Below are 22594 nucleotides of genomic sequence, written 5' to 3'. Positions count from 1 at the left end.
GCCCTCTTTTTTTATAAAGTAAGGGGAATCAGAGATGGATATATACTTATTAATCGTCACGTTACTTGCAATTGCGATTGTTATTTTAGGGGTATCATGGTGGAAGTGGCATGCATTTATTAGTTTAACAGTTGCGAGTTTATTTTTAGCTATTATGTCTGGATTGAATTTAACGAAGATAGTGACTGCCTATGAATCTGGCGTTGGTAGTGTACTAGGGCATTTAGTTGGTATTTTAGCTCTCGGAACAATTTTAGGAAAAATGATGTCTGATTCAGGGGCCGGCATGCAAGTGGCAGATTTCTTTATTCGATTTTTCGGTGTGAAGAAACTACCGTGGGCTATGTTATTTGCAGGATTTGTTATAGGGATTCCGGTATTTTTTGAAGTGGGGATCGTCATTTTATTACCACTTGTTATTTCCATCCGAAAAACGACGAAGCAAAATATATTATTAATTGCGTTACCTGTTATTGCTGGATTATCTATTGTTCACGGGCTCGTGCCTCCACATCCAGGGGCGATGACAGCAATCGGTATTTATAACGCGAATTTAGGAAAGGTACTTTTATATTCATTACTTATCGCGTTACCAACAGCCATTATCGCAGGACCAATATTTGCAAAGTGGGTACATAAAAGGGTTATACCTGAAAATGAACCAGAGCTTATTCGAGTTACGACAGTATCAACTGATTTACCGAGTCGTAAAGTTTCATTCTTTATTATTTTATTACCAGTTGTATTGATGATTTTATCAGTCGTTGCACCATATATTTCATTACCGAAAAAGATGACTGAATTTTTTGTGTTTATTGGAAGTCCAGTAATCGCTTTACTTATTTCATGTTTTGCAGCATTCTATTTACTTGGCATGAGACAAGGTATTAATAAAAAGATGATTAAAAAATTAACGGATGAAAGTTTATTACCGGTCGGTTCCATTATTTTAATAATCGGTGCAGGCGGTGGATTTAAACAAATATTAATTGAAAGCGGCGTTGGAACGGCGATTGCGCAAATGGCAGAACATATATCGTTATCGCCAATCGTATTAGCTTTCATGGTAGCTGGTTTAATTCGAATAGCGACCGGATCAGCTACTGTAGCATTAACGACAGCAGCAGGGATTGTTTCACCAGTTATTCAGCACATGTCAGGTGTAAATTTAGAATTGCTCGTTATTGCAACCGGTGCAGGATCGTTAATGTTTTCTCATGTAAACGATGCAGGTTTCTGGCTTGTAAAAGAATATTTAGGTTTGACAGTAAAAGAAACGTTTAAAACGTGGACGGTGCTGGAGACATTGTTATCATTTATTGCATTTGGTTTTGCGCTTTTATTAAATATGTTTATTTAGAAGATACCTTAATTGGTATCTTTTTTTTGATGAAGCCCATTTCCGAAAACAAGCCCGTTTTTAGATAAGCCAAGCTTCCTATTCGCCCTGAAAACATACTATAAATGGAATCCCCTCATTTAGAGCAAGGTGAACTTGTTATGAATGATACTAAAGGAGGAATAGAGTAATGAGCGAAAAGTGTGAACACAGACATGATGATTGTAACCGCAGACATGGGTGCGGCGGCGGTTTTGCGCTTCTAATCGTATTGTTTATTTTATTAATCATCATCGGTGCTAGCTGCTTCGGCGGAGGCGGCGGTTGTGGTTATGGTGGTTACGGCGGTTATGCTGGCGGCTATGGTGGATATTGCTGCTAATTAAAAACTATTGAAAATGGCCTTGTGCATATTGCACAAGGCCATTTTATTCATATTTTTATGTGCTGTGATAATTTATTAATGTACAGAGAACGGATTAAGAAGAAGAAAATAATCTCGATAATCCCGAAAAAGGTGAGTACAATTAATAACTCTTTTAGTAAAGAAAAAGCGAACATGCTTTGTAAAAACTTAACTGCAAATAACGTGTGAATACCAGCAACGATGTAAGGAACGAAAAATAAAATTCCTAATTGAATCGTTGCAGAACGAAACATTTCTGATTCAGTTAAGCCAAGCTTTGTAATCGTAATATACTTTTGTCTTTCAGTTGTTAAGTCATTATACATACGGAAATATAAAACACTAGCCGCACCGATAAAGAAGATAAAGCCGAGAAATGCCCAGATAAAGAATCGAGCGACTGCATTTTCCTTACTGTGGATGAGTTCATCCGTAGCTGTATCAATATGAAATGGCTGACTGAAATTTTCTTCATCCTTATGTGCTTCATACAAGGTTTCTGAATCGTGATCTAAGCTTTTTAATATGTTTTTTGTTGGGATAATTGCATTTTCCCAATTTTCTACGAAGTAGTTATAAACTGTCATTGTTTCAATATGAGGAATCATATTTTCAATTACTTTATCTTGCATCACAATTAAATGAGGTAATGTAAAGGGTGGCGCGATTCCTTTATTAATAAAACCTTTAATTTGAAATTCTTTTTTATTAGAACCAAGTGTAATCGTGTCTTGCTTCGCAAATGGGTTAGACACAAGATTTAGTAGCGCTGGTGAATAGCGAGAAATACTATAAACTTGTGTAGAATCAAGAGTGATTTCTGGTCGGTTTAATTGCTTTGCAATTGCGTTATAATCACTCATTTTCATAATGGCAATAGACTCTTTTGAAGCTGTATCTTTTAAAACGGTAAACTTATATTTGTTATATTGAAAATTAGCATTTGTAAGTTCAGTTTCAATCGTAGTAATATGCTTTTGTTCAAATGCATTCACACCTTCTGATGTATAGGTGAAGGGTATTGGATATCGTTCTAGTATGGATGCTTTCGTATGGTTGTTTGCTGCAAATAACCCGATAATAATTGTAAAGGCAAGCGCAGATAGCATAGAAACGATAAAGAGTACATTAATATTACTGCGGGTACGAGAAACTAAATCTGAAATCCATAACATATTTATTTGTTTTAAATAAAACTTTCTTCGTTTCTTTAAAATATAGATAAAGAGAAGGAATGTTTGTGAAAAGAATAAATATGTCCCGACTACTACGAGCGGTAAAATAGATAGCATAATTAAGAATACAGATCCATTTTGTGCATTTTTTTCAGTTACGTAGCCTTGCGGATAACCGGCGATATAATAACATAACCCTAAACAAGTTAAAGCGAATATTGAAATGAGTATAGATGGTTTTTTTTCATTCTTTTCTTTTTTGCTCCCCTTAATGAGTTGCGTTGTTTTACGAGTACGAATAAACATCGGTGTAAACGTAGAAACGATTAAAAATAAAATGATAAACGTTACGGTTGTAACGATAATCGCCTCTGTTGGCCAATATAAATAAAGGCCTTTCGCACTTGTTAATTTCGAAGTGACTAATAAGAAAAAGTTAGAAAATACAAGCCCACCTTGAATGCCGATAAAGATAGACAATATCCCGATTATCATGTTTTCAGTAAATAGCAGTCTTTTTAATTGTCTCTGTGAGATACCGAGAATCGTGAGTATCCCAAATTGTTGCTTCCGTACATTTAAAAATGTTCCGATTGAATATAAGAGAAAGAAGAACGAGAACATAACAATAACAAACTGTGCTGTACTAGCTAAGTTCATTAGAGGATCACGTTCTTGAAAGCTTTGTACACTTTGTAAGCGCGGATGATATGCATATACGGTAAAGGAAAAGAAAACCATGATAGAAAACGCGCTACTCACAAAATAAGCGAAATATGCTTTCGAATTACGCGAGACATTTTTAAATGCGAACTGCCAAAATGTCATCCACGTCTTCCTCCTAGTAATGCTAAAACATCTAATATTTCTTGATAAAACTTCTCACGATACAATCCTCGGTGCAGTTCGTTGTAAAGCTCTCCATCTTTAATGAAAATGACGCGATTACAATAACTTGCTGCAAACGGATCGTGCGTAACCATTAAAATCGTTGCATCTTCCTCTTTGTTTAACTTCGTAAATAACTCCATTACATCGATAGCTGCTTTGGAGTCCAAGTTTCCTGTCGGTTCATCAGCGAGTAACAGAGAAGGGTGATGAATAACGGCACGCGCTACTGCAGTACGCTGTGCTTGTCCTCCAGAAACTTCAAAAATACGTTTGTCCAAAATATGATCAATTCCAAGTTTTTTTGAAATGTTATCAAGCTTTTCATCCATTTCTTTTAATGGAACATTATCTAATGTTAAAGGCAGTACGATATTTTCACCGATTGTCAGTGTATCTAGTAAGTTAAAGTTTTGGAAAACAAACCCTAACTCTTGGCGACGGAAAACAGCTAATTTTTCTCTACGAAATGTGTGTGGCTTTTTGCCGTTAATAACGACTTCTCCAGAAGTAGGCGAATCAATTGTAGAAATAACGTTTAAAAATGTAGATTTACCGCTACCAGATGGCCCCATAATGGCAACGAATTCTCCTTTATCTACATGTAAATTTATATTTTTTAAAGCAGTATGAGGGACTTTTCCTTCATACACCTTTGAGACGTTTTTTATGTGTAAAACTTCTTCCATAGTAATCACCTTTCTATCTTTTAAAACTTAATGTGTTGTGATAATTTTTGCATATAAAAGGAACGAATTAAAAGGAAAAATAGAATTTCAACTGTTCCAAAAATCATAAGTACGACTGTAATCTCAGCGAAGAACGAGAGATTTAAAACTTCTTGTAACATCTTTGTTGCGAACATCGTATGGATGGATGCCATAATGTAAGGGACAAAGAATAAAATAGCAAGTTGAATGGTAGCTGAACGCTTCATTTCTGACTCTGTTAAGCCGATTTTTGTAACCGTTATATATTTTTCTTGCTCGTTTGTTAAGTCAGTATACATACGGAAGTAAAGAACACTACCAGCACCGATAAAGAAAATAACACCAAGGAAAGTTCCGATTAAGAAAAATGAAGCTACATTTAGTTTCGTTTTGTATAGAGAGTTACTTGCTTCACTCGCATGGAATGGTGCATGCTCTGCTTGAATAGCTGCATTATCGTTACTGATTTTTGTTATAAATGCCGCACCGATATTATATGCCTTTTCCCAATTCGGCACTTTGAAGCTATATACACTCATTTGTTTGGAAATGGTTGATAAGGTTTCTACATTTTCATCAGATAAAATGAGTAACTTCGGTACTAACCAGTTTGGAAACGGACTAGTACTTTTATAATCCTTCACTTTCAAATGTAAAGAGTTTTGAGTAAGTGTAAGACTATCTCTTTTTTCTTTATCATAAAATGTTCCAATGAAATGATCATCTATTTCTTTCATAAGGATATAAGATTCATTATTATGAACGGTTAGAGGTTCCCATTGTAATACTTTAGCGAGTACATTGTAGTCACTTTGTTTCATTACATGATAGAGCTGCGTGTTATCTTCAGCTAAAGATACTTCGTATATATCCGTTTTAAATTTTTCATAAGTAAATTGTTCTTCGTTAAATTTTTGTACTAACCAGTTTAAATGTTCATCACCTAACGTGTTTTCAGTATGTGATAAATAAGTAAATGGAAAAGGATTTTTCCTTATTTCATTAAACTTTGTGAACTTCCCAAAACCATATAGGAATGTAATCATTGTAAAAGCGAGTGTTGATAGCATCGCTACTATAAAGAGCATGTTAATATTTGTCCGAATACGTGATGCTAAATCAGAAATCCAAAGCATATTAATGCGTTTCATATAAAACGTTCTTCGTGCCTTTAATATACGAATGAGTAAAAAGCTAATTTGCGAGAAGAAAAAATATGTTCCAGCTGCAATAAGCGATGGGATGACAAATATACTAGAGATGGCATATAAAAGCCCAATGATATCACCTAGCGATAGAAAGTATAATGGATTTGCGGCTAACGCATATCCAGATATTAAACATATCGCCCCAAATAGAGAGATGAGCACAGATGCTTTTCTTTCTTTTTGTTTTGTTCCTTCTTTTAAAAGACGTACAGCTTTTCTCGTACGAATAAGCATCGGGGTAAAGGATGATACGAGAATAAAGAGTCCGAGAAAGATGATGATAGTTAAAACAATGGCGCTTGTAGGCCAATATAAATATAAACCAGGTACATGTGTAATCTTGGCAGTAACTAATAAAAAGAACTGTGAAAAGACAAGCCCTAATTGAATTCCAAAAAATATAGATAGGACACCAATTAGCATGTTTTCTATAAATATGAGTCGTTTTAATTGTTTTTGAGAGATGCCAAGTACTGTTAAAATCCCAAATTGCCTTTTTCGTACTTTTAAGAAAGTACCAATCGAATATAGTAAAAAGAAAAATGAAAAGAATACAATGACAACTTCTGAAATTGTCATTAATATGTTCAGAGCATAATTTACGTCTGTCATATGCAATTTAGGATGAAATAAGTAAACTGCAAACGAGAAAAAAATAGCAATGGAAAACGCACTGCTTACAAAATAGGCGAAATAAGCTCTGGCGTTTCGTGAGACGTTTTTAAATGCAAACTGCCAAAATGTCATTCACCTAAACCTCCTAATATAATGAGCATGAAAAAGGAGGGATGAGATCCCACCTTTTTCATGTAATAACTTTTTTAATATGTTAACCATTAGTATATTGCGATAACTTCTGCATATAAAGTGAACGAATGAATAAGAAAAATACGATTTCAACGAATCCAAAAATAATAAGAACGGCTGAAACTTCTTTGAACAAAGATAAGCCAATTACATCTTGTAGCATTTTCGTTGCGAACATTGTATGAATAGATGCCATAATGTACGGAACGAAAAATAAAATACTAAGTTGAATGGTTGCAGATCGTTTCATCTCTGCACCTGTTACACCGATTTTAGAGATGGTTATATACTTCTCTTGTTCGTTCGTCAAATCAGTATACATTCTAAAGTAAAGAACACTACCTGCACCGATAAAGAAAATAACTCCTAAAAATGTTCCGATTAGGAAGTATGCAGCACTACCAGATGTTATTCTGTATAACGATCCTGCTGATTCAAAGGATCGAATAAGAGGTCCTTCATACTGGGCTTTATTTCGATCTTTTTGCACTTTTTCTATAAAAGTATCAGCAATTTCATATGTCTGTTCCCAATTTTGAATTTTGTAATTGTATGCTGATATGTGCTTTACCGTATTGGGGAAGTTATTCACGATAATATCAGGCAAAACTATCGTTTGATATGAAAAATCAGATGGAATTGCATTGATCTGTTCATAGCCTTTAACTTTTAATTTCGTATTTGTACTAGAGAGTGTAATGTAATCTCTTTTGTAGCTTTGCTCAAATTCATTGAATATAGTGATATAAGACGTCCCCGTTAAAACATATGCCTCGTTATCATTCATAAATAGTTGTTTCATTCGTAAAGAATTCGCAAGTTTGTTATAGTCACTTTGCTTAATTGCGTATACGTCATTATAAATAGCTATACCTTTATCTTCTTCTAGCGGTGTTTCATATATATCAGCTGTTATTTTCTCATAAGGAAAATGCTCTTTTTGTAATTGTTGCTCAAGCCAATTTAAATGCTCTGTAACAAAAGGGTTCGCATCATAAGAAAAATAAGAAATTGGGAAAGGAGAAGTTCTATTAACGTCTAGCTTAATAAATTTTCCGAACCCATATAGGAACGTAATCATTGTGAAAGCGATAGTAGATAGCATTGCTACAATAAAAAGCATATTAATATTCGCACGAATGCGGCTTGCTAAATCAGAAATCCAAAGCATATTAATCCGTTTCATATAAAATTTTCTTCTTGTTTTTAAGATGTAAATAAGTAAGAAACTAATTTGTGAAAAGAAGAAATATGTACCGATTGTAACGAGCGCTGGAATGACGAAAATACTTGAAAGCATATATATAACACCTATTTGTGGGCTTACTGATACGAAATATTTAGGATTTCCAGCTAACGCATAGCCACCAAATAAACAAATCGCACCAAATAAAGAAATAAGAATGGATGGTTTTCTTTCTTTTCGTTTTTTACTATTTGTTTTTAAAAGGTGTACCGCTTTTTTTGTACGAATGAGCATTGGTGTCAATGTAGATACAATGATAAAAAGACTAAGGAAGACGATGGTCGTTAAAATAAATGCGTTAATAGGTAAGTATAAGTATATGCCTGGGACGTGTGTAATTTTCGCTGTCACTAATAAGAAAAATTGAGAAAAGACAAGTCCAAACTGCATACCGAAAAAGATAGATAAAATACCGATTAACATATTTTCCATAAAAACAAGACGATGTAATTGCTTTCTCGATATTCCTAAAACGGTCAAAATGCCGAATTGTTTTTTTCGTACTTTTAAAAAAGTGCCAATGGAATATAGTAAAAAGAAGAAAGAGAAAAATACAATTACTACTTCTGAAAATATCATTAATCCTGAAATTTCAGAGACCATGCCAAAGTTTTGTAATTTCGGATGGAATAAGTAAACAGCAAACGAAAAGAAAACAGCAATGGAAAAGGAACTGCTTACGAAATAAGCAAAATAAGCTCTGGAATTACGTGTTACATTTTTAAAGGCAAACTGCCAAAATGTCATAATATGTACCTCCCGCTAGAAGGTACATATGTAGTTTTATTGCAAAAAATGTATGAGAGTGCGTTCTCATACATTTTGCTTGTATATGTTACGATCATGCTTCGGTCACCTTCTCTGTATGTTCTGCTAGATTATTTGCAGCGTTGTGGAAGATGATTTTAATCGTCGTTCCTTTACCAACTTCAGAATCAAGTTTGACAGAGTGACCTAAATAATCACAAATTTTACTTACAATATAAAGTCCCATACCAGTAGATTCTCCGAATGTACGGCCGTTTTTTCCAGTGTAAAACGGTTCGAATACTCGTCGAATATCTTCTTGCGGAATACCAACACCTTCATCACGAACTTCTAAAATAATATCTTTTCCGTTTCGGTAAGCAGATAAAAATACTTTCTTTCCGCGCTCACCAGAGTAACGAACTGCATTTGTCATTAACTGATAGATGATAAATTTTAGCCATTTCGCATCAGAAGCAACTTTTAAATCAGAATGAACTTCTAAAACAGGGAAGACTCCGTTTCGGATAAATAGTTCTTTTAATCCATTAATGTTTTTTGTTACCGTATCTTTTAATGAAATCGTCTCAACATGGAAGTCTTCATGGAAGTTATTTAACCTTGCCATGTATAAAGCCATATCAAGCCCTTGGTTTAGACGTTCTAATTCTTTTTTGAATTTCGGAATTAAATGCTCATCTTCCATTTCGAGCACCATAAGCTGCATAACAGAAACGGGTGTCTTCATTTGATGCACCCAGTGATTAATGAATAATTGATGTTCTTGTTGTTTTACTTCGTACGATTGTAGTTCTTTTTGGAAGAGACGATACTGCGTGCGCACAAGTTCATTTACACCGTGAGGCATCGGAGCAGTTGCTCTTTCAATAAACGCATCTTCCATTTTTTCTGGTTGTTCACTTAATCTATGGTACATTCTACGATTGCGAACGTAACGGTAAGCAAGGAAACAAATGAATAAATATAAACTTAAAACGACGAAGTAAAATTTATTATTTTGAAATCCATCTACTGCATCATAAAGAACGAAAATGATACCGAAGTTTAATACGTACAGTAGAAAAAATGCAAAATGATCACGTAAAAATAGCTTCATGCTTATTCACTCCAAGTTGCGTTAAAACGATACCCAAGTCCGCGCACTGTTTCAATAGCATTTTCAATACCAAGCTCATTGAACTTTTTACGAAGACGCGTAATGTTTACGTTTAATGTGTTTTCTTCAACGAAGCTCTCGTCATCCCAAAGGGCAGCTAATAAATCTTCACGGCTCGCTGTACGAGGGAATTTAGATAATAACATTTCTGCTAAAATAGCTTCTTTCTTCGTTAAAAGGACTTGCTCAGATCCAAAGTGAATTTCTGGGCGCTCAGGGAATAGTTTTAAACCTTCTACTTCAACGATACGTTCAGAAATATTTGGTGCATAATCACCGTAAATACGGCGTAATTGACCTTTAATTTTCGCCATTACAACGTCGTAGTGGAACGGTTTTGTAATATAATCATCCGCACCGCTTTCAATCGCCATAATTTGTTCCATCTCACCAGCACGTGCTGAAATGAAAATAATAGGGCAAGTAGATTCATGACGAATTTGACGGCACCAGTAGAATCCATCGAATTTCGGTAAGTTTACATCAAGTAAAACAAGATGTGGTTTCACTGCGTTAAAAGATTTCATAATATCATCAAAGTTTTCAGTAACAACAGCGTCGTAACCGTACTTTTGAATGTGAGATTGTAGTAATGATGAAATATTTGGATCGTCTTCAACGATTAAAATTTTGTACATATGTATATTCCTCCTAAAAAAACAATTGTAGATATAGTGTATCATGTGTTTCAAGTCTTTTCATTATGTTGAAAGATAAGCTAATAAACAGTATAGGGCAAAAGTGTAAAAAGTAAAAAGGGCCTATATATAATTGACAATTGAAAAGAACTAAAATGTAAAACAAAGCTGCCCTTCCTTAAAAGGAAAAGCAGCTTTATTTTTATTTCTTCAAAACCGGTATCCAAATTTCACTTTTAAAGTTTGGAGAAGATATATCTTTCTGTTCATTCCACAATATTTCCGGTCCTTCCGCTAGTTCATAGTTTGAGGAAGGAAACCATTCGGAATAAATGCGTCCCCATACATTTTGTAATGTTTCAGGAAATGGACCGACAGCTTCAAATACAGCCCATGTTGAAGCTGCAACTTTAAGTTGCGCGAATTGCTCTGGGCAATCTTTCGTTGTGGCTACTCCAATGTAGTGATCGAGTTCGCCTTTTTCCTCCATTCTTCCTTCAGAAAAGTTAGTAGAAGCACTAATGATTCCAGTAGGTTCCATGTTTGAAAGGGACTTTAATGTTTGAATAGCCTCTGGATTTAAACTTTTCCACATAGAAGCGATTTCTTCATTTACACCGTTAAAAACGATTGGTACTCGTTTTGTAATACCTATAATTTGAAATGGTTCTTTTTCTTCAATTCGATAGTTCATTTCATGTCCTCCTTGAATGGATAATTGGAAGGTCATGGGTGAATAAGCTTTTAAAGAATGATTACTATTTCGGGCCTCTGAAGGTGTTATGCCGTGCAAGTTTTGAAACGCACGAGAGAATGAATCTGGTGAATTGTAGCCATATTTTATGGCGACATCAATGACTTTCGCACCGCTATTTTTTAGTTCAAAAGCAGCGAGAGTAAGACGTCTACAGCGAATATATTCTGATAGTGATATGCCAGCTAGGAAAGAAAACATTCTTTTGAAATGATACTCGGAGCAGTAAGCTATTTTTGCGACTTCCTTAAAATCAATTTCATGTGTAAGGTTGTCTTCAATATACTGCATTGCCGCATTCATGTTTTTAAGTGAATCCATAACCATAACCTCCTTGTTAAATAGAATAGCAGGAACGAAATAGTTCCATCCGACATTTCGTGCACAACTTTGTAGGTGCATTTTTTACCTTACAAAATTGTAATGTTCCTGTAAGGAGAATGAATGGATGGCATGATATCCCAATGTTATAGTAACAAAGTACTTTGATTCATTAGGTTAAATTTTGATTTCTTTGCTCACCGGCCTTACATAACTGTCATGTTTGTGTAAGAAACATCGATAGTGGCAAGAGTAGAGAATGTATATAGTGAAAATAGAGAATAGATGAAATGAGGGATGTCGAGATGAAAACAGTGTTAGAAGCAAAAAATATTGAAAAAGTATATGACACGGGTGGTAATAAATTTGCAGCGTTAAAAGGTATTAACTTACAAGTAAAAGAAGGTGAGTTCGTTGGAATTATGGGACCTTCTGGTTCTGGTAAGACGACTTTACTAAACGTTCTTTCTACAATTGATAATGCGACGAACGGTGAAATTTTAATTGATGGAAAAGATATCGTGAAAATGAATGATGATAAGTTAGCGTTATTCCGCCGCGATCATTTAGGTTTCATTTTCCAAGATTATAACTTATTAGATACGTTAACGGTAAAAGAGAACATTGCGTTACCTCTTGCGTTATCGAAAGTAAAGGCAAATGAAATTGATCGCCGCGTTCTTGAAATCTCGAAAAAGTTCGGTATCGATCATATTTTAAGTCAGTTCCCATATCAAGTATCTGGTGGACAGAAGCAAAGATGCGCGGCATCACGTGCAATCGTTACAAATCCAAGTATGATTTTCGGGGACGAGCCAACCGGAGCACTGGATTCTAAATCAGCAACAGATTTACTTGAAAGTATGAAGTCGTTAAATGAGTATGATAACTCTACAATTTTAATGGTAACGCACGATGCATTTGCAGCAAGTTACTGTAAGCGAGTTATTTTCATTAAAGATGGTGAGTTATATAAAGAATTGCACCGCGGCGAGTTAACGCGTAAACAGTTCTTCCAACAAGTCGTTGACGTAATGTCTTCTATTTCCGGAGGTATGGCTGATGACCTTATCTAGCATTGCCCTCCGCAACATACAGCGGAACTTTAAAGACTACTTTGTATATTTTGCATCTATGATTTTTAGTATCGTTATTTACTTTACATTTAAAGCACTGCAATATAATTCACAAATGGAAAAAGCAGCGGAAGCTTCTAAAAAAATTAGCGGGGCATTCCAAGTTTCCAGTGTGATGCTTATTATTTTCGTAGCGGTGTTTATTATATATTCGAACGGTTTCTTTACAAGAAAACGTAAAAAAGAAGTTGGGTTATATTCTTTATTAGGTATTCGTAAAAGACAGATTGGTAAAATGCTCTTTTATGAAAATATGTTAATGGGATTAATGTCTTTAATTATCGGGATTGCGATTGGTAGTGTCCTTTCAAAACTATTCCTTGAGCTGCTAGTAAGCATGATGGGATTAAAATTAAATGTACATTTTGAAGTACCAATGGCTGCAATTGTTGATACAGCAATTATTTTCTTTGTGATTATTTTATATACATCACTTCAAGGATATCGTTTAATTTATCGATTCAAGCTAATTGAACTTTTCCGTGCAGAACGTGAAGGAGAAGCAATGCCGAAGGGCTCTGTTATTATGGCATTAATTTCAGTTTTCTTAATCGGTTCAGGTTATTTCTTAGCGTTAATGTACATGAAAGCAGTTATGTATGCAGACTTTATGGTCGTTGCATTATACATTTTATTAGCGACAGTAGCAGGAACTTATTTGTTGTTCATGTTCTTCACAGTATTTGTATTGAAACGCGCGAGAAATAATAAGTCAGCGTTTTATAACGGTATGAATATGGTAACGACATCACAGTTACTCTATCGCATTAAAGGAAATGCGAAATCACTTGCGACAATTGCGATTTTAAGTGCAGTAACATTAACGGCGGTTGGTACGTCAGTTACGATGTATTACAATACATTCACGCAATCAAAAGTGGCTGCACCGTATAGTTATTCATATGAGAAAAAAGATGAAGCATTAGATAAAAAAGTAAATGAAATACTTGCTGGAGAAAAGAATAATCATCCAGTGACATATGAATCAGAATTTGAAATGATTCCTGTGAAAGGAACATTTAAAGGTGAAAGAGCGGATCAAGTTCTGAACACATACTATAATGTTACGAAGCAGTACCAGCTTATTTCTCAATCAAACTTTAATACAATCGCGAAACATTTAGATATAGAACCTGTAAATTTAAGTGCGAATGAAGCTTTTGTATACGATAGCTTATATATTGAAACACTTGATTTTGGTCCTCTTTACACAGGAAATACAGCTGTATTCCCTGTTGGAAATGAATCGAAAGAGTTAAAGATTAAGGGTGTAAATAGTAGAAGTGTTACAAACTTAAATGAACTATTTGTAATCGTTCCAGATCAAACATATGAGCAGGCGAAACAAGTAAACGAAACGCGCATTGTAAAAAATATTGATGTAAAAGGTGAGCGAAATAGTAAAGAGTTAACAGCGAAATTAGCAAGCGTTATGCCAGCTGGTGAATCAGAAATTTTAAAACCATTTCATGATTTCTATACAGGATTCCAAATGGGACTTGAAACGACAGGTTTAATGATGTTCATCGGACTATTTTTAGGATTAGTATTCCTATTAGCGACAGGTTCAATCATTTACTTCAAGCAGCTTACAGAAGCAAGTGCTGACCGTGATCGTTACGTTGTCCTTCATAAAGTCGGTGTAACGAAGCAAGAGATGAAGAAAGCTATCGCAAAACAAGTAAGCTTTATCTTTGCAATCCCGTTAGTAATCGGAATTTTGCACAGCTTGTTTGCACTAAAAGGTTTAGGAAACATATTACCGTATGAAATCATGATCCCACTCCTAATTAGTATCGGAGTATACGGTGTCATTTATATTGGATATTACTTCTTAACAGTTCGCTCTTATTATAAGATTGTGAGTGCGAAATAATAAGTGAAGCTGTGAAAAATTAAAAAGCCATTTACCAAATTTTTTATGAGGTAAATGGCTTTTTTGCGTTTTAAGTACGAATAAAAGGAAGAGATAATTAACGCGCATCGATTATGTCGATGAAACTAAAAGTGTGTTTTCGGTCAAAGGCATCTATGCATATTAAAGAACGCTTCAAAGGATTTAATTCCATTACAGTCATATAACTTGTAGGGAAATAACCATTTTTATAATAAGTGATCAATATTTCTTTTTCTGAAATGAAAGAGCGTAATAAAATATCTTCAATTCTGTCTCTATCATCATATGGTGATACTTTTCGCGATTCTTTTATCTCAGTCGATTTTGATATTTTTGTACTACTCATGCTTTCTATTCTCCTAACAATATATTTTCTATATAGGAAAGTTAATCATTATAGAAGTAGCTACTACTGATAATTCATAAGTACCTTATGTTCGTTTTATTATGTATGATTGGAAGACGAATTTACTTAGTACTAAAAAATTATCAAATTCATTCACTTATTTATAGTACTTATTTGTCATTCTTGTACTTTTTTGAATGGGATTAAAACTTTATTAAGGGGAATAAATCGATGTGATGAAGGTGAACTAGTATGACAACTATCTCACCTTCTATTAAGCAAGCATTTTTATATGACAGTATGATTTTCACGATATTGTCTAGGAGTCATACTCGTGATTTTTTTGAAGACTCTCGTGAAATAACTTTGATCATTAAAATTAAGCCAGGCACAAATATCTGATAATGGATAAGTCGTTAATGTTAATAATTTTTTAGCTTCTTCCACTCGTTCTCTCTGGATGTATTCAATTAAAGGAATTCCCACTTCTTTTTTAAATAGTTTTGATAAATAAGTAGGGGAAATATGTAAAAGGTTAGCAAGATCATTCAGAGATATTTCATCGTAAATATGTTTGTGAATATGATTGAGGCACGTAGTAATGGAATTAGAATATGCTTGATTATGATATTCTTTCACACGTTCTGCAAAAGTACATAATGCATCTTCAATTAACCTATTTACGGAATACATGTTATCTAGTTTTTCAATCGTTTGTATATATAAAGTACCGAGTGAAAAAGCAATATGTGATGGAAGATTACCGTCTATCGCATATCGAATAGCAAGCGTAATGGCGATAATGCCATTATTCTTTTGGTTTCTAAGTTGATCTCCTGTAGAGGAAATTGCTGCATCTTCTTGTGGATATGAATACGCATATTGTATGACTTTTTCTTTATTGCCTTCTTTAATGGCTGAAAAAAATTTGCGTTCCAATGATATGTCATAATTTTGCGGATCATGCCGGCGACGTTTTGAAATGTATAAATCAGGATTTACAATTTTATAAGAAACATCTTCTAGTAATTTATTTTTCTCCCAAACAATATCGTGATCTAATTTTTCATTGAAAATCACGTAATGTAACCAAATACTTATATCAATTAACGTACTTTTTTTTATCTCGGGTAGAAATTGATAGTAGTCTACTCCTTGTTGCATTTTATTATTACAGTTGAAATACTTCATAAGTTTAATAGCCATTTCATCTGATACTTTTGGATAAGTAGTCGGGCCGATTATAATCGTTCCTTTTATATGTTCATGATCTGCTATATGGATGCTAATGAAATTCTCAAGATACTTATTCCCTTTGAAAATTGGAAAATTACAAGGAATGTTTTCTTGATAAATTTCATTAAGATGTTCTTCTTTAGAAGAATAAAACGGACTACCAATCGTATGAGAAGTAGATTCATATACAATTTTTTTATCAGTAGATAGAAATTGAACAGGAACATGAAACGTTCTATGTACAAGATTACATAAGTACTGTAGGTCGATGGAATTATTCATTATTTTCTCCTTTTAAATAGTTTTGAAATACTACATATTCATACTTAGATCTACATTCATTCCTATAGGATATAAATTTCTTGTTATTTGAATTTTTATTTACATAAAAATAATTACATATATTGGATAGGTATGGAAGACGATTTACAGATTCATTTCCGCAGATGTTGTATGAAAATAGACGTAGTGATAGTACCTTCCATAAAATTTCTTTTTATATCCATTATACCAAATTAATAAATATAAAAGAGGTATTTATATATGGAATACGAAATGTTTCATTCTTCATAAAATCTTAAGAAATCTCCTCAATTTTTGTTAAGAAACGATAGTTATACTTAGAAACAAGTTAAAACTATTGAACGAATGGGGAGAGGGTTACATGCAACTCATAACATTCTTACATGAATTTATTAAACATCCGAAACATACTGGTGCAATTGCGCCAAGTTCAAAAATATTAGCAAAGAAAATGGTAGATGTAATTGATTTTAATAGAGCGAAATGTATCGTAGAGCTAGGACCTGGTACAGGGGTTTTCACGAGAGAAATTATGAAGAGAAAGAAAAAGGAGACAATATTTCTTCTTATTGAAATTAATGAAGTGTTTTGCAAAGAGTTAACGAGAAAGTTTAAGAATGAGCAGAACGTCATTGTTGTACACGGTTCAGCTGAAAATATAAAGAAGTATATGGAAGAATTCAATATAGAACGCGTTGATTACGTCTTATCGGGATTACCTTTTACTTCTTTACCAGAAGAAGTTTCAAAGCGTATTTTAAACAATGTAATGGAAGCGATACATGAGAACGGTGAATTTATTACATTTCAATATTCACTAGTGAAAAAAGGATTTATACAGCATTTCTTTCCTGAAATTACGCTCGAAAAAGTGTGGCTCAATTTCCCACCAGCTTACGTCTTTAGCTGTAAAAAAGAGCTAAGGAGAGCGTATGCATAATGGAATTGCATGAATTATTATCTTATATTGAACAGTACGGTTATTGGGCACTATTTTTCTGTTTATGGTTAGGTATTATCGGTATGCCAATTCCAGATGAAATGATCGTAATGAGCGGTGGTTTTGTCTCTTCACTAGGGATATTAAGTGTCATTCCTGCATTTTTATTAACCTATTTAGGCGTTGTATCTGGGCTATCTGTAGGCTATATATTAGGAAAAATATTTGGTACGAAAGTACTTGATAAGCTAATGAAAAAGAAAAAGGCGAAATATCTTTTGAAATCTCAACAAATGGTAGAGAAGTATGGTCATTATGCATTAGTTACAAGTTACTTCATACCAGTTGTAAGACATATCGTACCGTATTTAGTTGGAATGAATAACATGTCATTTAAGATGTATGCTTTGTATTCCTATACGACAGGATTTGTTTGGACACTCGTTTACTTTGTGCTTGGTTCTATATTTGGACAACATATTAACAGAATTGTAGCGATTGCAATAGAGTATGGCGTGTATTTTGGCGGGTTTGTTTTTGTTGCTCTGGGTGGAGCATATTTGTACAAGCAAAGAAGAAGTACGGTGATGAGTAAGTAAATAGAAGATAGGTTTTATTGAGAGCATATAAAAGGGAGAGTTATTTTGTAAAATAACTCTCCCTTTTAATGTAATAGTTCCTTATTGCTTACATTAGGTGTTGTCTGAAATACAGTTATATAAATTGTTAATATGGTTGTGTTGATTAGATTAGCTAATACAGTCATAAAATCACTTGATGGAGTGATAAGAACGAAGATTGAAAGTATGGCAGAAGCAAGTGGAATAAACTTTTGTAGTGTAGTTAAGTTTCCATTTTTATGAAGCTTCGAAGATTGAAGGAAGCAAAGTAAGAAAATAAAGGATGTAAATAATAATCCTAAATAGCCCCATCCATCTTCAATATACCAAGGTAAAAAGCTCATTCTTGATGTGAAAATAAATAAATTGAATACTAACGTGCTAATGATTATCGTGTTTAAAATGGTAATATTCCTCTGTTTTTTCATTTGAATTACACTCCGTAATTTATTTTATACTGCGATTTATGGGCAGCAAAAAAACACTGATTAAAATTTCACTTTACTGAGATGTTTTTGCCATTTCCATAAATCGCTGTTCAATTTCATCTAGTTCGAATGAATGGCATATTCTACGGTCTTCTTTATCTAAAATTCTATAATGTTGAGATAAAATATTTTGTTGTATTTGATAACCGTTTAATTCTTTTATTTGTCGCCACCACACTTTTCCCCCTAACGTCTTCGGGAAGTTCGTATTGTAATGTGTAAAAGCGATTGTTTTTATAATTTCATTTACATCATCACCAAATGTCATCTGGACTGTATCGCTCTGTTCAAAGAGTGTTACAACACAAACTGCACCTGACCATGTTAGTGTGCGTCTTCCTTTTTCTATTTCGACTAATGTTTTCTTTGATAAACCAATAATTTCTGACATTTTATCTTGTGATAAATCATTTTCAACACGGATAAGTTTTAATTTTGAATTAACGAGTTCAATAAATTCTTGTTTATTCATAATGCAGCTCCTTTTTATTTATAGTGTAAAATTACACTAAAGGTGTAATTTTGTCAATTGTAGCGTGAAGAGTTCTTTTTTTTGATCTTATTAATTAATATTTCACTTTTAGTTTAAGAAAATGTTAAGAAACCGTACGAGTTTTTATTAAGAAATACGCTCTATACTTAGAAACATCTTAAAGAAAACATAATGAAAGGCGGAATATAGATGAAAAGATTTATTTTTGGAGCAATGCTTGTTATTATCGCAGGGGCAGCATATTTATTAAGTGGGAGTAAGCTATTAGATCAGATGAACCCATTTCTTGATATAGAGAATTATTACGCAATTATTGATAATGATGGAAAAGAATTAGGTGGAAATAAAGGCCGTGAATATACGGTGAAAGCTTACGATATGGATGGAAAGGAAAAAGAAGTAACGATTGATGGAGTAGGTGAATTACAAAAAGGTTCGTATTGGCATGTGCTTACAAGAGGAAAGGTTCTACATGATAAAGTGCAAGTAACGATAGATAAAATTCCTGACGGTGCGAAGGCAAAGTTAGGATTGTAAATATAAACCCGATTCTTGATGAGAGAATCGGGTTTGTTATTTTATGGTAAAATCTAAAGGGGAGGAGTGAGAGGTACGCTACTCATTGTTAGCCTTATATTAATTTGGATTATGTGTAGTATGAGGGTAGTATCTTTACATATGATAGAACGACAAAAGATAGAAGAGCGATACGTATATTGTCCAAAATGTGATGCGAAAATTAGAAAAGGTAATTCTGCTCCTTTTTGTTCGAAATGTAATGTAATATTTTAAAGAAGGTAAAAAGCTATAATGAAGATGCTTAGCTTAATCCATCTATTAAATATTTGAAAGCCTGCAGTGTAACAACTGCAGGCTTTTTTGATTATGGAATTTCTTTTTAAGAAAATATTAAGAAACCCCATCACTATTTGTTAAGAAAATATATCTATACTGAGTTCTGTTGCTTAAAAAGAACATCAAGAATTATAACAGGAGGTACAGATAGATGAAAACAATGTTAGAAGCGAAAGGGATTTCGAAAATATATAATACAGGCGGGAATACATTTGAAGCGTTGAAAGATATTCATTTGCAGGTGAAAGAAGGAGAGTTTGTCGGTATTATGGGACCATCTGGTTCTGGTAAGACGACACTTTTGAATGTCCTTTCTACTATTGATACGGCTTCAAAAGGTGAGATTTTAATTGATAGAAAAGATATTGTGAAGATGAATGATGATGAATTGGCACTCTTTCGCCGTAATCATTTAGGATTCATTTTTCAAGATTATAACTTATTAGATACGTTAACAGTAAGGGAAAATATTGCATTGCCACTTGCTTTATCAAAGGTGAAGGCGAAAGAAGTAGAATCTCGCGTCGAGACGATTGCGAAGAAGTTTGGAATAGATCATATTTTAAATCAGTATCCGTATGAAGCGTCAGGTGGACAAAAACAACGCTGCGCAGCATCAAGAGCGATTGTAACCAATCCAAGTATGATTTTTGGAGATGAGCCAACTGGTGCGCTTGATTCAAAGTCAGCGACAGACTTATTAGAAAGTATGAAGACATTAAATGAAAAAGATCTTGTAACGATTTTAATGGTAACGCATGATGCATTTGCAGCAAGTTATTGTAAACGTGTTGTATTTATTAAAGATGGAAAGTTATATAAAGAATTACATCGTAAAGGGATGACACGAAAACAGTTCTTCCAGCAAATTATTGATATGATGTCTTCCATATCTGGAGGTGCGACAAATGGGCTTATCTAGCATTGCACTTCGTAATATAAAACGAAATTTTAAAGATTATTTTATATACTTTGCCTCTATGATTTTTAGCATCGTCATTTATTTTACGTTTAAGGCGTTGCAATACAATTCTCAAATAAGTGAAGCTGGAGATAACATCGGACGAGGATTCCAGCTCGCGAGTGTTATGCTCATTATTTTCGTTGCGATATTTATTATATATTCGAATGGCTTCTTTACACGAAAGCGTAAGAAGGAAATAGGCCTTTATTCTTTATTAGGTATTCGAAAAAAAGAAATTGGTAAAATGCTTTTTTATGAAAATATGTTAATGGGTTTATTATCGTTAGCAATCGGAATTGTAATTGGTAGTTTACTTTCAAAAGGATTCCTAAAGCTACTTGTAAATATGTTAGAGCTACATGTAAATGTTCATTTTGAAGTACCGATTGGAGCGATTATAGATACAGCAGTTATTTTTTGTTTCATTATTTTATATACATCATTTAAAGGATATCGGGTTATTTATCAATTTAAGTTAATCGAGTTATTCCGTGCAGATAACGAAGGCGAAGTCATGCCGAAAGATTCTAAAATAATGGCTATCATTTCTTTATTATTAATTGGATCAGGTTATTTCTTATCAGTAACGGCTATTAAAAATTCGAACAGTGAGAAATTTATGCCACTTGCACTTTACATTTTATTAGCAACAGTACTTGGAACGTATTTATTATTTAAGTTCTTTACTGTTTTTGCATTAAAAAGAGTGCGAAATAAAAAATCTTCATTTTATAACGGAATGAAAATGGTGACGACATCTCAATTACTATACCGCATTAAAGGAAATGCAAAATCGTTAGCAACAATTGCAGTATTAAGTGCAGTAACGTTAACAGCGGTTGGAACGTCTGTTACGATGTATTACAACACATATATACAGGCGAAGAAATATCATCCAGTTAGTTATTCATATGAAAAGAAAGACATGGAATTGGATCGTAGAGTTAATGAGATTTTAAAAGAAGGAAAGAATGAAGTCATTCATCAATATGAAGTAGAGACGGTAAAAGTAGTAGGAGAATACGGTGATGGTACTTCATTACAATCAAGAACAACAGAACTTATCGCACAATCATCGTTTAATACAATCGTAAAATATTTAAATGAGGAAACTATAAATTTAAAGAAGAATGAAGCGTATGCATTTGATGGCATGTATAGTGAAGGAAATTTGGAGAGTGGTGTATATAAAAACGGAAAAGCTATATTCCCAATTGGAGGAGTAGCACCAGTACAAATGAAAGATGTACAAGCAAAAAACATTACAAACTTATATGAACTTTTAGTTGTCGTTCCAGATGAAGTGTATGAGCAAGCGAAGAAGACAATTGGAGCTCATACTGTGAAAAATATTGATGTGAAAGAGGATAGAAATAGTAAAGTATTAACAGAAAAACTAAAGAAATTAATACCAGAAGAAGATGCAGAAGGAAAAAGACAGTTTGGTGATTTTTACACGATATTCCGTGATGGTATTGAAAAATCAGGATTAATGATGTTTAGTGGTATATTCTTAGGACTTGTATTTTTACTCGCAACAGGGTCTATCATTTACTTCAAACAATTAACAGAAGCACATGCAGATCGTGAGCGTTACATCGTTCTTCGAAAACTTGGTGTCACGAAAAAAGAAATGAAAAAAGCAATCGCAAAACAAATGAGATTTATTTTCTTCATTCCTTTAGTAGTTGGTATATTACACACTGTATTTGCATTAACAGGATTAGCGACAGTACTTCCGTATGAAATTACAGTTCCGTTGTTAATTAGCATCGGCGTGTATAGCGTTATTTATATTGGTTATTATTTGTTGACGGTTCGTGCTTATTTTGGGATTGTTAGTAAATAAAAAAGAGAGAAAGAGAACATAGTGAAAATTATGTTCTCTTTCTCTCGTCTA

20 protein-coding genes are annotated in these 22594 nt (G+C 33.6%); 9 read left to right on the top strand and 11 right to left on the bottom strand.

Going from position 1 to position 22594, the window contains the following annotated elements:
• Positions 1-34: 34 nt before the first annotated feature.
• Together gntP and KI369_RS08305 are read left to right on the top strand one after the other, a co-directional pair.
• Positions 35-1360 (top strand): GntP family permease, encoded by a 1326-nt coding sequence (gntP, locus tag KI369_RS08310; protein ID WP_212955643.1) that lies wholly within the window; start codon positions 35-37, stop codon positions 1358-1360.
• A 169-nt stretch (positions 1361-1529) separates the two neighbouring features.
• Positions 1530-1721, top strand: a complete 192-nt coding sequence (locus KI369_RS08305; protein ID WP_001290392.1) for a YjcZ family sporulation protein — start codon at positions 1530-1532, stop codon at positions 1719-1721.
• Between the two features lie 50 nt (positions 1722-1771).
• Here the strand turns inward: KI369_RS08305 and KI369_RS08300 are convergent, their stop codons facing one another.
• The 7 genes from KI369_RS08300 to KI369_RS08270 form a co-directional block, all read right to left on the bottom strand.
• Positions 1772-3748 carry an FtsX-like permease family protein gene (locus KI369_RS08300; RefSeq protein ID WP_212955642.1) on the bottom strand — a complete coding sequence of 659 codons (1977 nt, stop codon included), beginning with the start codon at positions 3746-3748 and terminating at the stop codon, positions 1772-1774.
• Complete coding sequence (locus tag KI369_RS08295; RefSeq protein ID WP_048529638.1) at positions 3745-4497, bottom strand: ABC transporter ATP-binding protein; 753 nt, start codon at positions 4495-4497, stop codon at positions 3745-3747. The genes KI369_RS08300 and KI369_RS08295 overlap by 4 nt, the downstream gene beginning before the upstream one ends.
• A gap of 20 nt (positions 4498-4517) precedes the next feature.
• Positions 4518-6473 (bottom strand): FtsX-like permease family protein, encoded by a 1956-nt coding sequence (locus KI369_RS08290; RefSeq protein WP_212955641.1) that lies wholly within the window; start codon positions 6471-6473, stop codon positions 4518-4520.
• An 82-nt stretch (positions 6474-6555) separates the two neighbouring features.
• On the bottom strand, positions 6556-8526 hold the full coding sequence (locus tag KI369_RS08285; protein ID WP_212955640.1) for an FtsX-like permease family protein: 1971 nt from the start codon (positions 8524-8526) through the stop codon (positions 6556-6558).
• 94 nt (positions 8527-8620) lie between these two features.
• A complete protein-coding gene (locus KI369_RS08280; protein ID WP_212955639.1) occupies positions 8621-9643 on the bottom strand; it encodes a sensor histidine kinase in 1023 nt (340 codons plus the stop codon).
• Positions 9644-9645: 2 nt separating this feature from the next.
• On the bottom strand, positions 9646-10341 hold the full coding sequence (locus tag KI369_RS08275; RefSeq protein WP_212955638.1) for a response regulator transcription factor: 696 nt from the start codon (positions 10339-10341) through the stop codon (positions 9646-9648).
• Between the two features lie 202 nt (positions 10342-10543).
• Positions 10544-11416, bottom strand: coding sequence for an AraC family transcriptional regulator (locus KI369_RS08270; protein ID WP_212955637.1), 873 nt, complete (start codon positions 11414-11416; stop codon positions 10544-10546).
• Between the two features lie 305 nt (positions 11417-11721).
• On the opposite strand from KI369_RS08270, the gene KI369_RS08265 reads away from it, so the two are divergent.
• Together KI369_RS08265 and KI369_RS08260 are read left to right on the top strand one after the other, a co-directional pair.
• Entirely contained in the window at positions 11722-12492 is a 771-nt protein-coding gene (locus KI369_RS08265; RefSeq protein WP_000859653.1) for an ABC transporter ATP-binding protein, read from the top strand.
• Positions 12479-14428 carry an ABC transporter permease gene (locus KI369_RS08260; RefSeq protein ID WP_212955636.1) on the top strand — a complete coding sequence of 650 codons (1950 nt, stop codon included), beginning with the start codon at positions 12479-12481 and terminating at the stop codon, positions 14426-14428. The genes KI369_RS08265 and KI369_RS08260 overlap by 14 nt, the downstream gene beginning before the upstream one ends.
• A 97-nt stretch (positions 14429-14525) precedes the next feature.
• Here the strand turns inward: KI369_RS08260 and KI369_RS08255 are convergent, their stop codons facing one another.
• Together KI369_RS08255 and KI369_RS08250 are read right to left on the bottom strand one after the other, a co-directional pair.
• Complete coding sequence (locus KI369_RS08255) at positions 14526-14795, bottom strand: YolD-like family protein (RefSeq protein ID WP_212955635.1); 270 nt, start codon at positions 14793-14795, stop codon at positions 14526-14528.
• 288 nt (positions 14796-15083) lie between these two features.
• Positions 15084-16313: a helix-turn-helix domain-containing protein gene (locus tag KI369_RS08250; RefSeq protein WP_212955634.1), complete on the bottom strand. Its 1230-nt coding sequence runs from the start codon at positions 16311-16313 to the stop codon at positions 15084-15086.
• Between the two features lie 382 nt (positions 16314-16695).
• Between KI369_RS08250 and KI369_RS08245 the strand changes: the two genes are divergently transcribed.
• Together KI369_RS08245 and KI369_RS08240 are read left to right on the top strand one after the other, a co-directional pair.
• A complete protein-coding gene (locus KI369_RS08245; RefSeq protein WP_212955633.1) occupies positions 16696-17274 on the top strand; it encodes a class I SAM-dependent methyltransferase in 579 nt (192 codons plus the stop codon).
• Positions 17274-17873 carry a DedA family protein gene (locus KI369_RS08240; protein ID WP_212955632.1) on the top strand — a complete coding sequence of 200 codons (600 nt, stop codon included), beginning with the start codon at positions 17274-17276 and terminating at the stop codon, positions 17871-17873. Before KI369_RS08245 ends, KI369_RS08240 begins: the two co-directional genes overlap by 1 nt.
• Before the next feature lie 65 nt (positions 17874-17938).
• On the opposite strand, the gene KI369_RS08235 is transcribed toward KI369_RS08240, so the two are convergent.
• Together KI369_RS08235 and KI369_RS08230 are read right to left on the bottom strand one after the other, a co-directional pair.
• The gene (locus tag KI369_RS08235) at positions 17939-18322 is read right to left on the bottom strand and encodes a hypothetical protein (protein WP_212955631.1); all 384 of its coding nucleotides are present in this window, start codon (positions 18320-18322) and stop codon (positions 17939-17941) included.
• Between the two features lie 73 nt (positions 18323-18395).
• Positions 18396-18854: a helix-turn-helix transcriptional regulator gene (locus KI369_RS08230; protein ID WP_048529619.1), complete on the bottom strand. Its 459-nt coding sequence runs from the start codon at positions 18852-18854 to the stop codon at positions 18396-18398.
• Positions 18855-19064: 210 nt separating this feature from the next.
• Here KI369_RS08230 and KI369_RS08225 point away from each other — a divergent pair, with 210 nt between their 5' ends.
• The 3 genes from KI369_RS08225 (at position 19065) to KI369_RS08215 (ending at position 22543) form a co-directional block, all read left to right on the top strand.
• On the top strand, positions 19065-19412 hold the full coding sequence (locus KI369_RS08225; RefSeq protein WP_212955630.1) for a YxeA family protein: 348 nt from the start codon (positions 19065-19067) through the stop codon (positions 19410-19412).
• A gap of 469 nt (positions 19413-19881) precedes the next feature.
• The gene (locus tag KI369_RS08220) at positions 19882-20652 is read left to right on the top strand and encodes an ABC transporter ATP-binding protein (RefSeq protein WP_212955629.1); all 771 of its coding nucleotides are present in this window, start codon (positions 19882-19884) and stop codon (positions 20650-20652) included.
• Positions 20639-22543, top strand: a complete 1905-nt coding sequence (locus KI369_RS08215) for an ABC transporter permease (protein ID WP_212955628.1) — start codon at positions 20639-20641, stop codon at positions 22541-22543. The genes KI369_RS08220 and KI369_RS08215 overlap by 14 nt, the downstream gene beginning before the upstream one ends.
• The last annotated feature ends 51 nt before the right edge of the window (positions 22544-22594 follow it).

This window comes from Bacillus sanguinis (genome assembly GCF_018332475.1).
In the GTDB taxonomy this organism is placed as follows: domain Bacteria; phylum Bacillota; class Bacilli; order Bacillales; family Bacillaceae_G; genus Bacillus_A; species Bacillus_A sanguinis.
Note: the sequence above shows the minus strand (reverse complement) of the source record. Positions and strands in the feature narration are given on the sequence as shown.

Coding starts and splice junctions, on each gene's coding strand:
- KI369_RS08275 (WP_212955638.1), bottom strand. CDS start 10,341: ATGTACAAAATTTTAATCGTTGAAGACGATCCAAATATTTCATCATTA.
- KI369_RS08250 (WP_212955634.1), bottom strand. CDS start 16,313: ATGAATAATTCCATCGACCTACAGTACTTATGTAATCTTGTACATAGA.
- KI369_RS08235 (WP_212955631.1), bottom strand. CDS start 18,322: ATGAAAAAACAGAGGAATATTACCATTTTAAACACGATAATCATTAGC.
- gntP (WP_212955643.1), top strand. CDS start 35: ATGGATATATACTTATTAATCGTCACGTTACTTGCAATTGCGATTGTT.
- KI369_RS08230 (WP_048529619.1), bottom strand. CDS start 18,854: ATGAATAAACAAGAATTTATTGAACTCGTTAATTCAAAATTAAAACTT.
- KI369_RS08290 (WP_212955641.1), bottom strand. CDS start 6,473: ATGACATTTTGGCAGTTTGCATTTAAAAACGTCTCACGAAACGCCAGA.
- KI369_RS08260 (WP_212955636.1), top strand. CDS start 12,479: ATGACCTTATCTAGCATTGCCCTCCGCAACATACAGCGGAACTTTAAA.
- KI369_RS08295 (WP_048529638.1), bottom strand. CDS start 4,497: ATGGAAGAAGTTTTACACATAAAAAACGTCTCAAAGGTGTATGAAGGA.
- KI369_RS08280 (WP_212955639.1), bottom strand. CDS start 9,643: ATGAAGCTATTTTTACGTGATCATTTTGCATTTTTTCTACTGTACGTA.
- KI369_RS08215 (WP_212955628.1), top strand. CDS start 20,639: ATGGGCTTATCTAGCATTGCACTTCGTAATATAAAACGAAATTTTAAA.
- KI369_RS08285 (WP_212955640.1), bottom strand. CDS start 8,526: ATGACATTTTGGCAGTTTGCCTTTAAAAATGTAACACGTAATTCCAGA.
- KI369_RS08255 (WP_212955635.1), bottom strand. CDS start 14,795: ATGAGTAGTACAAAAATATCAAAATCGACTGAGATAAAAGAATCGCGA.
- KI369_RS08240 (WP_212955632.1), top strand. CDS start 17,274: ATGGAATTGCATGAATTATTATCTTATATTGAACAGTACGGTTATTGG.
- KI369_RS08300 (WP_212955642.1), bottom strand. CDS start 3,748: ATGACATTTTGGCAGTTCGCATTTAAAAATGTCTCGCGTAATTCGAAA.
- KI369_RS08305 (WP_001290392.1), top strand. CDS start 1,530: ATGAGCGAAAAGTGTGAACACAGACATGATGATTGTAACCGCAGACAT.
- KI369_RS08270 (WP_212955637.1), bottom strand. CDS start 11,416: ATGGATTCACTTAAAAACATGAATGCGGCAATGCAGTATATTGAAGAC.
- KI369_RS08220 (WP_212955629.1), top strand. CDS start 19,882: ATGAAAACAATGTTAGAAGCGAAAGGGATTTCGAAAATATATAATACA.
- KI369_RS08245 (WP_212955633.1), top strand. CDS start 16,696: ATGCAACTCATAACATTCTTACATGAATTTATTAAACATCCGAAACAT.
- KI369_RS08265 (WP_000859653.1), top strand. CDS start 11,722: ATGAAAACAGTGTTAGAAGCAAAAAATATTGAAAAAGTATATGACACG.
- KI369_RS08225 (WP_212955630.1), top strand. CDS start 19,065: ATGAAAAGATTTATTTTTGGAGCAATGCTTGTTATTATCGCAGGGGCA.